General features: G+C 69.3%; 12 protein-coding genes. 1 reads left to right on the forward strand and 11 read right to left on the reverse strand.

Annotated features, from left to right (window positions below; genetic code table 11):
* Window positions 1-27: 27 nt before the first annotated feature.
* The 9 genes from ACZ5KP_RS10815 to lipA all read right to left on the reverse strand — a co-directional run bounded on the left by ACZ5KP_RS10815 (window position 28) and on the right by lipA (window position 11,370).
* A complete protein-coding gene (locus ACZ5KP_RS10815; protein WP_460923403.1) occupies window positions 28-1,563 on the reverse strand; it encodes a dihydrolipoyl dehydrogenase family protein in 1,536 nt (511 codons plus the stop codon).
* 229 nt (window positions 1,564-1,792) lie between these two features.
* The gene (locus ACZ5KP_RS10820) at window positions 1,793-2,653 is read right to left on the reverse strand and encodes an alpha/beta fold hydrolase (RefSeq protein ID WP_460921549.1); all 861 of its coding nucleotides are present in this window, start codon (window positions 2,651-2,653) and stop codon (window positions 1,793-1,795) included.
* An 82-nt stretch (window positions 2,654-2,735) separates the two neighbouring features.
* Entirely contained in the window at window positions 2,736-4,382 is a 1,647-nt protein-coding gene (locus tag ACZ5KP_RS10825; protein ID WP_460921546.1) for a hypothetical protein, read from the reverse strand.
* Window positions 4,379-5,182, reverse strand: coding sequence for an ABC transporter ATP-binding protein (locus ACZ5KP_RS10830; protein WP_460921543.1), 804 nt, complete (start codon window positions 5,180-5,182; stop codon window positions 4,379-4,381). The genes ACZ5KP_RS10825 and ACZ5KP_RS10830 overlap by 4 nt, the downstream gene beginning before the upstream one ends.
* A gap of 190 nt (window positions 5,183-5,372) precedes the next feature.
* Window positions 5,373-5,984, reverse strand: coding sequence for a superoxide dismutase (gene sod / locus ACZ5KP_RS10835; protein WP_460921540.1), 612 nt, complete (start codon window positions 5,982-5,984; stop codon window positions 5,373-5,375).
* A 114-nt stretch (window positions 5,985-6,098) separates the two neighbouring features.
* Window positions 6,099-7,820 (reverse strand): dihydrolipoamide acetyltransferase family protein, encoded by a 1,722-nt coding sequence (locus ACZ5KP_RS10840; protein WP_460921537.1) that lies wholly within the window; start codon window positions 7,818-7,820, stop codon window positions 6,099-6,101.
* Window positions 7,821-7,823: 3 nt separating this feature from the next.
* Window positions 7,824-8,912, reverse strand: coding sequence for an alpha-ketoacid dehydrogenase subunit beta (locus ACZ5KP_RS10845; protein ID WP_460921534.1), 1,089 nt, complete (start codon window positions 8,910-8,912; stop codon window positions 7,824-7,826).
* A 2-nt stretch (window positions 8,913-8,914) separates the two neighbouring features.
* Window positions 8,915-10,090: a thiamine pyrophosphate-dependent dehydrogenase E1 component subunit alpha gene (locus ACZ5KP_RS10850; RefSeq protein WP_460921531.1), complete on the reverse strand. Its 1,176-nt coding sequence runs from the start codon at window positions 10,088-10,090 to the stop codon at window positions 8,915-8,917.
* A 218-nt stretch (window positions 10,091-10,308) separates the two neighbouring features.
* The gene (gene lipA / locus ACZ5KP_RS10855; protein ID WP_460921528.1) at window positions 10,309-11,370 is read right to left on the reverse strand and encodes a lipoyl synthase; all 1,062 of its coding nucleotides are present in this window, start codon (window positions 11,368-11,370) and stop codon (window positions 10,309-10,311) included.
* Between the two features lie 213 nt (window positions 11,371-11,583).
* Here lipA and ACZ5KP_RS10860 point away from each other — a divergent pair, with 213 nt between their 5' ends.
* Window positions 11,584-12,441: a hypothetical protein gene (locus ACZ5KP_RS10860; RefSeq protein ID WP_460921525.1), complete on the forward strand. Its 858-nt coding sequence runs from the start codon at window positions 11,584-11,586 to the stop codon at window positions 12,439-12,441.
* Between the two features lie 44 nt (window positions 12,442-12,485).
* Here ACZ5KP_RS10860 and ACZ5KP_RS10865 read toward each other — a convergent pair whose 3' ends face one another.
* The gene (locus ACZ5KP_RS10865; RefSeq protein WP_460921522.1) at window positions 12,486-12,752 is read right to left on the reverse strand and encodes a hypothetical protein; all 267 of its coding nucleotides are present in this window, start codon (window positions 12,750-12,752) and stop codon (window positions 12,486-12,488) included.
* A gap of 92 nt (window positions 12,753-12,844) precedes the next feature.
* Window positions 12,845-13,915: a Gfo/Idh/MocA family protein gene (locus ACZ5KP_RS10870; protein ID WP_460921519.1), complete on the reverse strand. Its 1,071-nt coding sequence runs from the start codon at window positions 13,913-13,915 to the stop codon at window positions 12,845-12,847.
* Window positions 13,916-14,053 lie beyond the last annotated feature (138 nt).

Genomic DNA, 14,053 nt, shown 5'->3' on the forward strand with positions numbered 1-14,053 from the left:
TGGTTCGACGGCGCTACGCCCGCACCGTTACCGATTCAGGGTGTGAATGGCCTCGCCGCGAGCGTTCTCGCAGGCCTCCAGCACGGCCTCCGCGAGCGTCGGATGCGTGTGGATCGTCGAGGCGACGTCCTCCAGGCGCGCGCCGAGTTCGATCCCGAGCGCGATCTCGGCGATCAGCTCGGAGGCGTCCGGGCCGACGATCTGCCCGCCGAGCAGGAACTCCGTCTCGGCGTCGGCGACGACGCGGACGAACCCGTCGGACTCGTCGGCGGTCAGCGCCCGGCCCGACGCGCGGAACGGGAACTCGCCGACGACGGGGTCGATTCCCTCCTCGAACGCCTCGTCCTCGGTGAGGCCGACGGTCGCGATCTCGGGCTCGGTGAACACCGCCGCGGGGATCGCCTGGTGGTCGAGCGCGGCGGGTTCGCCGGCGATGACCTCGGCGGCGACTTTGCCCTCCGCGGAGCCCTTGTGAGCGAGCATCGGCTCCCCGGCGACGTCGCCGACGGCGTAGACGCCGTCGACGGCGGTTTCGGCCCGATCGTCGGTCTCGAGGACGCCCTGCTCGTTGGGTTCGAGGCCGATCGCGTCGAGGCCGAGCGTGTCGGTGACGGGCTCGCGACCGACGGCGACGAGGACATTCTCCGCGACGAACTGCTCGGGGTCGGCGGCGTCCTCGTCCGCATCGCTCGCTCCCCCGGGGTCCGCCGTCTCGGCCTCGCCGCCGTCCGCCATCGTTTCTCCGCCGCCCGACGGACCGTCACTCCCGCCTCCGCCGTCCATCGCCGCGGCGGTCACCGTCACCGTCCCGTCGCCGTTGTCGGTCCACTCCTCCGCGCCGACGCCGAAGTGGAACTCGACGCCGTGATCCTCGAGTCGCTTCTTGACCGGCCGTGCGAGCTCGTCGTCGTAGTTCGGGAGCGCGGAGTCCAGCAGTTCGAGGATCGTGACGTCGGTACCGAGCTTCGCGAAGACGCCGGCGAGCTCCATGCCGATATAGCCCGCGCCGACGATCACCATCGAGTCGGGTACCTCCTCGAGCGCCAGCGCCTGCCGCGCGTCGAGGATCGGCTCGTCGCCGAAGTCGAAGCCGGGGAGGGCCATCGCCCGGGAGCCCGTCGCGACGATCGCGTGCTCGAACTCGATCGTCTCCGAGCCCTGGCCTTCGCCGCCGTGGGCGACGCGAGCGCGCCCCTCGCCCGCGAACGTCGCGGTTCCTTCGATCAGATTCACGCCGTTGGCCTTGCAGAGCTTCTCGACGCCGCTGGTGAGCTGGTCGACGACGCCGTCCTTCCAGTCGGTCATCGCGTTGAGATCGACCGCCGGGTCGGCGTGGATCCCCATGTGCTCGGCGTCGCCGGCGCGATCCGCGAGATCCGTCGCGGTGATCAGCGCCTTCGAGGGGATGCAGCCGTGGTTCAGGCAGGTGCCGCCGTAGGCCTCCTTCTCGACGAGCGTGACGTCCAGTCCCAGTTGCCCGCCGCGGATCGCCGCGGTGTAACCCGCGGGCCCGCCGCCGATGACCAGTACGTCCGTGCCAGTGGAGACGTCGCCGACGACCATGTTGTCCGAACCGAGGGGCGCCGGCGTCATAAATGCCGCAGGGAGCTCGCTGCGTGCTGGTGGGCCCATCTGGCGATCACTGCGGCGTCCTGTTCACCTTCGACCAGTCACCAGTGGATCGGATCACCAGCTCGCGAGGCACCTCCGACAGCGTGCGACCAGGGGGAGTGGGCCACGGTGCACCACCACGTCGTTCCGGTCGAGAGGGCCACCAGACCTGGCCTGTCGCTCAGTCCCCGAGAAACGCCCCAATTCGACCCGTTACCCGCTCCTGTGCAGCATCGGAGAGGATATGCTTCTCTTCGTCGAGCGTCTCGACCTCGACGTTCGAGAGCCGATCGCGAACCTGCGCGTCGATCGGATCGGCGGGGAAGAACGGATCCTCGGTGCCGAGGTACACCCTCGTCGGCGCGTCGAACGCCTGCAACTCCTCGGCGGTCGCGGTCGGAAACTCCCGCTCCAGATCGACGTAGCGCAGCGACGCCGCGATCGTCTCGCGGACCATCGGGTCGGGCGCCAGTGACGTGCACATCGCGTCGAGCATCCGATCGAGCGCCCACTGCCGGTGGAGGTAGCGATACAGGAGTGCGGGCACGCCCACGCGAGCCAGCGATCCGATCGAGCCGGTCCCGAACCCCGCGGGGACGACGAGCGCCGTACGATCGATGCGCTCGGGCGTCAGCGCTGCCGTCCGCAGCACGATCCCGGCGCCGTAGGATGTCCCGATCATCGGCGCGGACTCACAGTCGAATGCGTCGAGCAGGTCGACGACCCACTCGCCGTAGCCGTCGCCGACCGGATTCACCCGCGTTTCGGCGCTGTAGCCAGGTTGGCCGATCGTGTCCGGCGCGATCAGCCGGTAGTCCTCCGCGAGGTCGGTGTACCAGGCCAGCGTCATCGGGTTCGTGGCGTTCCCGCCGTGGAAGCAGTAGACGGGCGGGGCGTCGGCTGGCCCCGCGAGGAGGACGTGGGTGTCGCCGTGGCGCGTCGCGATTGTCCGCTCGTCGATCGGCACGTCGAGCCCGTCCAGCGCCCGGTCGTAGCACTCGTGGAGGCGCTCGCGGCCAGTCCCGGAGCGGTAGATCGACATCAACTGGTGCGATCGACTGGAACCGGGAAAAACACACCGGGAACACCGGTGACCACGGGGACACCGTGTGTCGATCCGGCGGTCAGTACGCGTCGAGGGTCAACTCATCGAACCGCCCAACTGCGTAGCGGTAGCCGAGGACCCCGGTTGCACCGATCGTGGCCGCGAACAGGACCCAGCCGGCCACGAGCCGGGACAGAGCCGCTCCCTGGACCGTCGCGTAGACGAGCAGTGCGCCGAGCGCCCCCACGATCATCGCACCGAACAGGAACGGGATCGTCGCCATGCTCGAGGGCTGGATCGTCCCGCCGTCCTCGTTCGACTCGTAGGACGGGACCGCTGCGCCGAACCCGAGCGCGGTCCCGACGCTCGAGAGGAAGAGGAACGGCGCGAGAGCGAGGTAGCCAACGACGGTGAGGACGCGGCCGTCGAGCAGTCCGACGGCCAGCCCCAGTGCGAGCACGACGCTCGCGAGTGCGATTCCGGCGACGCCGCGGCCTCGCAACAGCGGCTTGAACGACGGCGCCGTCGTCAGCAAGAGGGGGTGCTGCTCCCGGTCGTCGCCGAGCGGGTTCAGACAGAATGCACCGCCGGCGAGGGCGGTACCGAGGGCGAGGCCGAGCTCCGGCGCGTACGCGACCGCGATCGACGGATCGGTGAGCGCCGGCGCGCCCGCGGAGACGAACATGATGAGTAACACGGCGAGGTGGGAGAACCGCGAGGGGCTGCGGATCCCGAGCACGAGATAGCGCCAGCCGATCCGGAGGCTCGGCCGCGAGCCGATTGCGACCGGCACGGACCGGCTGCCCGCCGTACTCCCTCGTTCGGGACGCTCCCACGCGTCGCGAGCGACTTCGATCCGGACGACGATCGCGGTCGTGAGAGACACGGCGAGGAGGACGCCCGCTGCGAGGATCGCGTCCACCGGGCTGGCAGCCACGCCAATCGGGACCAGCAGCGTCCGGACGTAGGCGTCCATCGGCCCGACCGACGCCAGCGTGAGCAGGTTCGACGCGGCGGCGCCGACGCGCTCGGCCTCGACGACCCGCAGCCACCAGATCATCGCGCCGATCGTCAGGCCGCCGATCACGACGATCCGGACGGCCTGCGCGCCGGGAATCCGGCGATAGGCGCTCTTCAGCGCGAGTCCGACGACGCGGCCGACGAGCAGCCCGGCCCACGCGAGCGGGAGCGCACCGGCCACGAGCGCCAGCGGGACGAGCGGGTTCCGGGCGCCGGCGCCGACGGCGAGGATCGGCAGCGCCGTCAGCGCGCCCAACAGGCCGAGTAGCTTCAGGTACTCCGCGAGGGACTGGCCGAAGACGACCGAGCGGGGCGACGCCGACGTCAACAGGAGCGGGCGCAGCGTCGCCGCGTCCGACCCCCGGGCGACCTGGTGCATCCCGCTGTAGGCACCGATCCCCACGACGGCGACGAGGACGCCCGCCACCGATCCGATCGGCGGATCGCTCCCGACGAGCGCCTCCCCGGCACCGATCGCCTGCCCGAGCATGAGAAACTGCATCTGGAGCACGAACAGCGCCATCAGCGCGAAGCCGGCGAGCTGCCGGGTGTTGCCGAGCACCGATCGCGTGCCGGTCACGATCTCCATGCGGGCGATCACCACGGAGGGATGGTTCCAGCCGGGCACGCCGCCGCGGCCTGTCGAGCCAGCACTACCGGGCGAATCGACACCGTCTGCCTGTCGGTCCGGTGGATTCCGCGTCATTGCGACGGCGTATCGGGCGTATCGGCCGTTTCTGGCGTTCCGGCCGTATCGGGCGTCCCTGTCCTGCCGGACGTCCCGGGCGTTCCGGTGATCGACAGGAACGCGTCCTCGAGGTCCCCGCCGACGTCCGTCGAGAGCTGTTCGGGCGGCCCCTCCGCCACCAGCTTCCCCTCGTGGAGCACGCCCACGGTGTCGGCGACCTCCTCGACGAGCGAGAGCACGTGCGTCGAGAGGAAGACGGTCCCGTCCTCGGCGTGCTCGACGAGCAGCTCGCGGACCATCGCCGACACGCGCGGATCGAGGTTGCTCGTCGGCTCGTCGGCGAACACGACGGCGGGATCGTGCTGGAGCGCCTGCACGAGCGCCGCCTTCTGGCGCATCCCCTTCGAGTACCCCTCGATGCGCTGGTCGAGGTCCTCCAGGAGCGCGAGATCCTCGCACAGCGACAGCGAGCGGTCGGCGACGGTCTCCCAGTCGAGCCCGCGGAGGTCCGCGGCGAACTGGAGCTGCTCGCGGCCGGTCAGCTTTTCGTAGAGCGGCGGCGTCTCGGGCAGCAGGCCGATCTGCTCGACGAGGCGCTCCCGGTTCGTGCAGTCGACGCCGGCGACGTGTGCGGTCCCGTCGGACGGCGCGACCAGCCCGGTCAGCATCCGCATGGTCGTCGTCTTGCCGGCGCCGTTCGGGCCGAGGAACCCGTAGACGCAGCCCTCGGGGACGTCGAGGTCGACGCCGCGGACTGCCGTCGTTGAGCCGTAGCGCTTGGCGAGCCCGTCGGCGTGGATGGCGGTGGAGGGCGTCACGTCTTGGCGACTCGAAGACGGAGGGCGAAAAACTTCTGATACGGAGCGGTCAGCGGGAAAACGCTGCGGGTGCGGTGGTGGGATGCCAGCCACGCACCGCGGTGCGTCGTCGATTCGGCCGCGGGTGCGACGGTTCGGCCGCGGAAAGACGATTCGGGATGGGAACGACGACTCGGCGTGGGAGTCTCGCTTACTCGACGCGGGAGACGACGTTCGCGTACTGGTCTGCCACGTCGTCCCAGTCGACGACCTCGAAGAAGTTGTCGACGAAGTCGCCGCGGGCAGGGCCGTAGTCGTGGTAGTAGGAGTGCTCCCAGACGTCGAGTGCGAGGATCGGGTGAGAGCCCCAGAGCGCGCCCTGGTCGTGCTTGTCGACGACCAGATTGCGCAGCTGTTTCGCGACCGGGTCGTACACGAGTAGCGCCCAGCCACCGGCACCGGACGCGGCGGCCTCGAACTCGCCCTTCCAGCCCTCGTAGGAGCCGAAGTCCTCCTCGATTCGCTCGCGGAGGTCGCCCTCGGGCTCGCCTCCGCCGTTGGGATCCATGTTCTCCCAGAACAGCGTGTGGAGGTAGTGACCGGAGCCGTTGTGCGTGACGTTCCGGATCGCGGCGGCGGAGCCGTCGAACTCGCCTGCCTCGCGGTTCTCGGCGAGGGTCTCTTCCGCGCTGTCGAGGCCGTTCACGTAGCCCTGGTGATGGGTGTCGTGATGCCACGTGACGACCTGTTCGGAGATGTGCGGTTCGAGCGCGTCGTAGTCGTAGGGCAGTGCCGGCAGATCGGGAGTAGAGCGTTCGGCCATTGCGTTCTCACTTACGACCGGCTCCCCGATAACCCTTCCCTGAAGCGCGTTTTTGTAGAATGTTTGTCATCATTCGCCGGATCACCGGACGACCCGCACGCCCTCCGAGCTTCTTCACTCCAGCAGCAGTAGCTCGGGATCCTCGAGGTACTCCATCACCGTGTTCGTGAAGTGTGCGGCGATCGCACCGTCGACGATCCGGTGGTCGATCGACAGGGACAGCGGGAGGATCGATCGAGGCTCGATCGACTCCTCGGTGCCGCCGTCCTCGCCGGCGGCCTCGCGCTCGACCACGCGCGGTTTCCGTCGGATCTGCCCGAGCGCGAGGATCCCAACCTCGGGGTAGTTGAGGATCGGCGTCGCGTACTCGCCGCCGATCGCGCCGACGTTCGTCACGGTGAACGTCGAGCCCTGGAGCTCCTCGCGTGAGATCGTGCGTTCGCGGGTCTTCTCGACGAGCTCGTCGAGCTCGGAGGCGAGCTGCAGGATCCCCTTCTCGTCGACGGCCTCGAGCACCGGCACCATCAGCCCGGCGTCCGTCGCTGTCGCGATCCCGAGGTCGTAGTACTCCTTGAAGACGATCTCCTCGGCCTCGTCGTCGAGCGCCGCGTTCATCGTCGGGTACTCCTTCAGCGCCGCGACGACGGCCTTCAGCACGAACGGCATGTAGGTCAGCTTGATCCCGCGCTCCTCGGCGCGCTCGGCGAGTCGCTGCTTCGTCTCGACGAGCTGCGTGACGTCGACCTCGTCGTGGTGGGTGACGTGCGGAGCTGTGTACTTCGACTCGGCCATCGCCTCGCCGATCGAGCGGCGGACGCCCCGGTAGGGCTCGCGGCGTTCGGGCCGCTCGCGATCGCCAGCGGTGCGGCCGGCCGCCGTTTCGCCGGCCTCACCTGCGTCTGCGGCCTGCCTGCTCTCGCTGGCAGCGTCGTCCTGCCGAACGGCCGCCGCGTCGGCGGCCTGGGCCGACTGCTGGGCCTGGGCGTACTCCCGGACCGCCTCGGGCGTGACGAACGGCTCGCCGTCGCGCTCCTCGGTCGCGGGGACGGCGTCGAGATCGACGCCAGCCTCCTCGGCGATCTGTCGGGTCGCCGGTGCGGCGAGCGTTCGCTCGCGGTCGGCGGGCTCGGCCGTGTTCGCAGATCCGGAGCCCTGCTCCGTGGCGGTCGCCGACGCGGATTCGTCTGCGACGCCCGCGTCGACGGCGGCCGCGATGCCGTCGTCGTCCTGGCTGCCGTCGCCGTCTTCAGGGCCAGTAGCGGCGTCGCCAGCCGCGTCGGCTCTCGCATCGTCACTCGGCTCGGGCTCGGCCTGTGCCGCAGCGGAGACGTCCTGCTCCGAGACGCGACCGCCGGGGCCGGAGCCATCGATCGCGCCGATGTCGACGCCGAGTTCGCGGGCGAGTCGGCGGGCGCTCGGCGCGGCGAACACGCGACCGCTGTCGCCGGCGCTGGCGGCCTCGGCGGCTTCGGACGAGCCGGCTGGTGGTGGGCTCTCCGTCGCGCTCGGCTCGTCGGCCGAGTCGGCGGTGGCAGCGTCGGCCTGGGGATCGCCACCCTCCGTCTCGCCGCCGGCGGCGATCGCGTCGTCGTCCTCGCCCTCGACGTTGAACACGAGCAGTACGTCGCCGACGGGGACGACGTCGCCCTCCTCCCAGCGCAGCTCCTGCACGGTGCCGTTGAACGGGGAGGGCACGTCGACGAGCGCCTTGTCGGTCTCGACCTTCGCGACCGGCTGGTCTTCGGCGACCGTGTCGCCGGGCTCGACGAGCCACTCGATCAGCTCGCCCTCGTGGACCCCTTCGCCGACGTCGGGGAGGTTGAACTCGCGTGGCATGGTCTAGAACTCGAACGCCTCCCGGATGCCGTCTGCGATCCTGGCGGCCTCGGGCAGGTAGTAGTCCTCCAGCGCGTACAGCGGGAACGGCGTGTCGAACCCGGTGATCCGCTCGATCGGTGCCTCCTGGTAGACGAGCGCCTCCTCCTGGATCGTCGCGGCAATCTCGCCGGCGAGCCCGCCGGATTTGGGGGCCTCGTGGACGACCGCGGCCCGGCCAGTCTTCTTGAACGACTCGACGATGGCGTCGGTGTCCAACGGCGAGACCGTCCGGAGATCGACCACCTCGACGTCAATCTCGCCCTCGAGGTCCTCGGCGGCCTGCACGGTCCGGTGGGCCATCGCACCCCAGGTGAACACGGAGACGTCAGAGCCCTCGCGCCGGACGTTGGCCTCGCCGATCGGGACGGTGTACTCGCCGGTGGGCACGGGCTCGCGGAACGCCCGGTAGATCAGCTTCGGTTCGAGGAAGACGACCGGATCTGGCGAACGGATCGCGCTCGCGAGCAGCCCCTTCGCGTCGTAGGGAGTGGATGGCATGACGACCTTCAGCCCGGGCTGGTGGGCGAACATCGCCTCCGTGGATTCCGAGTGGTGCTCGGGCGCGCGAATGCCGCCGCCGTAGGGCGCCCGGATCACCAGCGGTGCGGTGAACCGCCCTCGCGAGCGGGTGCGGAGCCGGGCTGCGTGGGAGACGATCTGGTCGAACGCGGGGTAGATGAACCCCATGAACTGGATCTCGGCGACGGGCCGGAGGCCGTAGGCCGCCATCCCGATCGAGGTGCCGACGATGCCGGACTCCGCCAGCGGCGTGTCGATCACGCGATCCTCGCCGAACTCGTCGTAGAGCCCCTCCGTCGCGCGGAACACGCCGCCGTTCTCGCCGACGTCCTCGCCCAGGACGAGCACGCTGTCGTCGCGCGCCATCTCGGTGGCGAGGCCGTCCTGCACGCCCTGGACGAGCGTCAGGTCCTCGGTCTCGACGGTCTCGGGATCGGGTGACACCGTCCAGTCGGATCGGTCCGGTTCCTCTACGCCCGCGTCGGTCCCCCGAGCGTCGTCGGTCTCGGGCGGTGATTGGTCCGTTGCCATGATTATTCGAGCAGCGTCTCGTCGCCGTGGTCGGCGCGCAGTCGTTCGAGGTAGTCGAGCTGTTCCTGGAGCCGTTTTGGCATGTCGGCGTACACGTCCGCGAACATTTCCTCGGGGTCGGGTCGCTCGACGGACTCGGCAGTCTCGATGGCCTCCGCGACGCGCTCCTCGACGCGGGCCTGGATCGCGTCGTCGCGCTCGTCGTCGAGCAGGCCGTGCTCGCGCAGGAACGACTCCATTCTTGGGATCGGATCGAGCTCGCGCCACTTCTCGACCTCGGCCTCGTCGCGGTAGACCGAGGGATCGTCCGCGGTCGTGTGGGCGCCGTAGCGGTACTGCACCGCTTCGATCAGCGTCGGGCGACGGGCGTCGCCGATCTCCTCGGGGGCCGCACCGCCGCCGGTCCCATCGCTCGTTCCCCCGCTCCGCGGTTCGACGGAATCGGGGTCCTTCGCCTTCTTCACCGCCCGGCGAGTCTCCTGGTAGACCGCGAGCGGGTCCATCCCGTCGACCTGGATCCCCTCGAAGCCGTACCCGGTCGCCTTCTGGGCGAGCGTGGCGCTCGCGGTCTGTCGTTCCCGCGGCACGGAGATCGCCCACTGGTTGTTGTTACAGAAGAAGACGTTGGGCGTGTCGAACACCCCGGCGAAGTTGAGCCCCTCGTGGAAGTCGCCCTCGCTCGTGGCGCCGTCGCCGAAGTAACAGAGGAATGCCTTGTCCTCCTCGTCCTTCAGCTTCGAGGCCCAGGCCGCGCCGGTGGCGTGGGGGATCTGGGTCGCGATCGGCACTGCCGGCGTGAACACGTTCGCGTCCTCTGGCATCCTGCTGCCGCGCTCGCTCCCCATCCAGAACAGGAGGATGCGCTCGAGTGGGACGTCCCGGATCTCCAGGGTCGCGTGCTCCCGGTAGCTCGGGAAGATCCAGTCTTCGTCCCCGAGCGCGAACGCGCTCCCGACCTGGGCGCCCTCCTGTCCCGAGAGCGGCGGGTAGGTGCCCATCCGCCCCTGGCGCTGGAGGCTCACCGCGCGCTCGTCGAAGTGGCGGGCGAGCCGCAGGTGTTCGTACATCTCGACGAGCTCGTCGTCGGTCAGGTCGGGGACCTCCGCTCCCTCGACCACCGCACCCGACTCGTCGATCACTCGCCTGCGATCGTCGGGCGTGGGCTGCAAGACGCTCAAAACGAATCCCTCCGAAGCATACCAGAAGCGTCGGTCGCTCGGCTAATAGTGCTTTCGTCATCATTGTTCACGACGAACGCAGGACGGCGGTTCTACGGGGGTTCCGTCTCGAACACGCCTTCAGAACTGGACGCACATTTCTCTCTTCAGGGCAGTAGTGGACGGATGTATTCACTGGCGAAAGTTGCCGGGCATCGAACGGCACTGCTCGGCGCCGGTCAGTCGGCGCGATCGCCAGCGTCTGCACTGCGCCGCTCGGCGTCGGCGGTGGCCCCGCTGCGACCGGCCGTCGCGGCGCGAGCCTCTGCTCGCGCCTCCGCGAGGCTCACGTCCTCGCGCTGGAGCGCCTCGACGAACAGTTCGCCGGCGCGATAGGAGGATCGAACCATCGGTCCGGAGGCACAGTAGAGAAACTCCAGTTCCTCCTCCGCCACCTGGCGCCACGTCTCGAACGTCTGAGGATGGACGTACTCCCGCACCGGGAGGTGGTCACGGGAGGGCCGGAGATACTGGCCGAGCGTGATCACGTCGACGCCCGCCTCGCGACAGTCCGCGAGCGCCTGGTAGATCTCGTGGGCGTGCTCGCCGTGGCCGAGCATGATCGACGTCTTCGCGTGCGCGTCGGCCTCGTCCGCGACCTGCTCGAGGACGGCCAGCGACTGTTCGTAGCCCGCCCGCGGATCCCGGACCCGGCCCTGCAGGCGCTCGACGGTCTCGACGTTGTGCGCGATCACGTCCGGGCCAGCGTCGATGATCTCTCCGACGAGATCGGGATCGCCCTGGAAGTCTGGAATCAGAACCTCGACGAGCACGCCAGGATCCCGACGCTTGAGCTCCCGGATCGTCTCCGCGAAGTGGGCCGCGCCCTGCCCGTCGAGGTCGTCGCGATCGACGGAGGTGAGGACGACGTACTCGAGGCCGATCTCCGCGACCGCGCTCGCGACGTTCGCCGGCTCGTCGGGATCGAGGGGCTGTCCGCCGCCAGTGTCGACGTCGCAGAAACCACAGGAGCGCGTGCACTGGTCGCCCATCAGCATGAACGTCGCCGTACCGCCGCGGTTTCCGGCTGCTCCCGGATCTCCAGCAGCGCTCCCACCACCTTCGGATGCCGCCGGCCCGCCACCCTCGGCGCCGGACCAGCACTCGCCGAGGTTCGGGCAGTTGGCCTCCTCGCAGACGGTGGTGAGGTCGTGCTCGCGGAGCGTCGCCTTCACGCGGGTGAACTCCGCGCCCGTGGGGATCTGTGATCGGAGCCACTCGGGCTTCCGCGAGCGGGACATGTGGCCGACTCCGTTTGCCAGCGTGAAAACCGATGTGGTCGCGGGGACCGCCGGACGGCGTGGGACGATCGAACGGTCCGCGAACCCGCGGCACCGGTCGATGGAACGCCAGCAGGACGAACGCGGCAAAGTAAGGTCGGGCAATCGATCGCCCCGTGCCGACTACGTCCATCCTACTATTCCACGCCCGTCCCGGTCGTTCGCGGTACGCCCATGCAACAGCGATTCGACGAGGCCGTTCGACTCGACGACGGCGACTGGGAAGCTGCCTTCGACCGCCTGGACGAGCGCGGCGGCGGGGTGATCTGGGTCCCGAGCGGGGTCACCCGGAGCGAGCCGACGACGATCGACCTCGGCGAGTACGAGCACCTCCAGAACGACGTCTCGATCCGGGGTGCCGGTCCCGCAGCGAGCGTCGTCGACTTCGGACGCGGACCGGGCGACGGGCTCTCGATCGTCGACCGAAGCGGCGACGACCCGGCGGCAGACGACGACCGCGCGCACGTCTTCTACACGGAGATCACCGGCGTCGGATTCCAGGGCCACCGCGACGGCGTGCTCTTCCGGCTCGGGAGCGACGACTTCCGGGACGCGTTCAACAGCTGCGAGCTCCACGTCGCGACCAACAACGGCTCGCCCGACGCGACGGCAGCGTGTCGGCTGAACTTCGTGCTCAACAGCCGCCACTTCGGCGTCCACAACACCGTCGGCGGGATCGCACTCGACCAGCGCCAGGTCCAGTTCGGCGGCCTGACCGGTTCGGCTTGCAGCCGGGAGGGCGTCTCCCTGCGCTTTGGCGGTCTCTCCTTCGCGAACGTCGTCGAGTGGCTGAACGTCGAGGCCTGCGAGGACGGCGTCCTCATCGCCGGCGACGAGGCGAACATCAACCGCTTCGGGATGCTCTACGGCGCGAACGTCCACGGCACGCTCTGGCGACACGAGGCGCCGGTCCAGACGCGCATCGATGCCGCGTTCGTCGGCGGCAACGTCGAGGAACAGGACCGCTGCACGGACGGGGAGTACTCAGTCGGGATGACGAACGAGGCGTTCGAGACGGCGAGCGAGCAGTGACGCAGGGATCGATCGCCGCTGCCACTCGATCGCCAGATCTCCGTTCAGGACCGGATTTTCGAGACGATCTCGGTCGCCTGCTGCTCCGCGGTGTCGGCGTCGACGGGGGTCGGCACGAGCACGCTCTGGACCACCCAGTCCTCGTTGCCGCTCTCGTCGCCCATCCGGACTTCGGCGCCCTCGACGACGGAGTCGCCGACGTTCGCGGCCCAGTCGGGCGTGCGGATCTCGTCGAACTCGTCGGGATCGCGGAACCGGACGTGGACGAAGTCGTCGCTCTGGTCGATCGACTGCACGGTTGGCTGTGGCATGGACGGACGTGGGGTCCGCGAGCGGCGTAAGTACGAGGGCTGTAGCGGGACGCGGTCGCGGAACTGGCTGAGAAAGGGAGCCGTACTGCCGTTCAGTCGCCGGGCTGTGGGGAGAGCGCGCCGGACTCGACCATCGCCTCGAGCGGATTGTCCTCGATGTCAAGGGGCAGGTCGACGCGCCCGCGCCGGCGGACGGACTCGTAGCCGCCAAAGATGATCTCCGTCGTGTTGAGCGCGTTTCGTGCGCTGAGTTCGGACTCCTCGCCCGTCTCGTACGCCCGGACGATCTCCGCGATCGCGCGGTCGATACAGGTCTCCCCGGGGGCGAGGTCGTCGTACTCGCGGTCGATCGTACGGCCGTCCTCGTAGGACTGGACGCGGACCGCGACCTCGTCGGTGAGGTGGACGTCCATCACGCCCTCGGAGCCGACGAGGCGCCAGTCGCCGTCGGCGATCTCCGAGGCCGGGCCGGTCGTCGCCATGCCGTAGACGCCGTTGTCGTACTCCCAGGAGGCGAGCATCTGGTTCTCGTTGTGCGTTCCGAAATAGACCTCCTCGCTCCGGTAGTCGAGTTGCCCGATCACCCACGTCGCGGGCCGCTCGTCGTTGAAGTAGTTGCACATGTCGATGGCGTGGGTGCCGTTGTCGTAGAAGTTCCCCCAGCTGTACTCGATGCGCTGGAGGTCGCCGATCGCGCCGTCGTCGAGCAGCTCCTTCGCGTCGCGGAAGGGATCGCCGAACCGGCGCATGTGGTTGAAGGTGAGCTGGACGCCCGCGCGTTCACAGGTCGCGGCCATCCGCTTGGCACCGCCCCACGTCATCGCCATCGGTTTCTCGCAGTGGATCGCGTCGACGATGCCGCTCTCTGCACAGCCGACGACGAGATCGGAGTGGGTCGACGGCGGCGTACAGATGCTCACGATATCGGGCTCGACGGCAGCCAGCATCTCCTCGTAGTCCTCGAAGACGCCTTCCTCCGGGACGTCGTGGCGGACGGCGAAGGCCTCGGCGTTCTCGCGGACGATGTCAGCGCAGCCGACGAGCTCGCAGGACCCGAGCTTCTCGTAGCCCGCAGCGTGCTGGTAGGCCATCGCGAACCCGTCGCTGGTGGGGTTTTCGGGGTCGGCGCCCGTTCCGACGAAGGCGACGCGGTGGGGAGTCATTCGTGCTCACCCGTTCCGGTAACGTCGCGTTGTGTCGCTCGCGTCCTTGGAAAGCTATCCGTACCAGCGGTCTGGGGTCGATGATCCATCGCTACCCGACCGTCCGGCCTGGGGGGTCATCCCCTTTTTTACGGGGTA

This window comes from Salinarchaeum chitinilyticum (assembly GCF_055390775.1).

What these genes read in the sequence shown, in the direction of transcription:
- ACZ5KP_RS10865 (WP_460921522.1), bottom strand. Translation starts at nt 12,752, where the DNA reads ATGCCACAGCCAACCGTGCAGTCGATCGACCAGAGCGACGACTTCGTC.
- lipA (WP_460921528.1), bottom strand. Translation starts at nt 11,370, where the DNA reads ATGTCCCGCTCGCGGAAGCCCGAGTGGCTCCGATCACAGATCCCCACG.
- ACZ5KP_RS10860 (WP_460921525.1), top strand. Translation starts at nt 11,584, where the DNA reads ATGCAACAGCGATTCGACGAGGCCGTTCGACTCGACGACGGCGACTGG.
- ACZ5KP_RS10870 (WP_460921519.1), bottom strand. Translation starts at nt 13,915, where the DNA reads ATGACTCCCCACCGCGTCGCCTTCGTCGGAACGGGCGCCGACCCCGAA.
- ACZ5KP_RS10845 (WP_460921534.1), bottom strand. Translation starts at nt 8,912, where the DNA reads ATGGCAACGGACCAATCACCGCCCGAGACCGACGACGCTCGGGGGACC.
- sod (WP_460921540.1), bottom strand. Translation starts at nt 5,984, where the DNA reads ATGGCCGAACGCTCTACTCCCGATCTGCCGGCACTGCCCTACGACTAC.
- ACZ5KP_RS10840 (WP_460921537.1), bottom strand. Translation starts at nt 7,820, where the DNA reads ATGCCACGCGAGTTCAACCTCCCCGACGTCGGCGAAGGGGTCCACGAG.
- ACZ5KP_RS10825 (WP_460921546.1), bottom strand. Translation starts at nt 4,382, where the DNA reads ATGACGCGGAATCCACCGGACCGACAGGCAGACGGTGTCGATTCGCCC.
- ACZ5KP_RS10820 (WP_460921549.1), bottom strand. Translation starts at nt 2,653, where the DNA reads ATGTCGATCTACCGCTCCGGGACTGGCCGCGAGCGCCTCCACGAGTGC.
- ACZ5KP_RS10815 (WP_460923403.1), bottom strand. Translation starts at nt 1,563, where the DNA reads ATGGTCGTCGGCGACGTCTCCACTGGCACGGACGTACTGGTCATCGGC.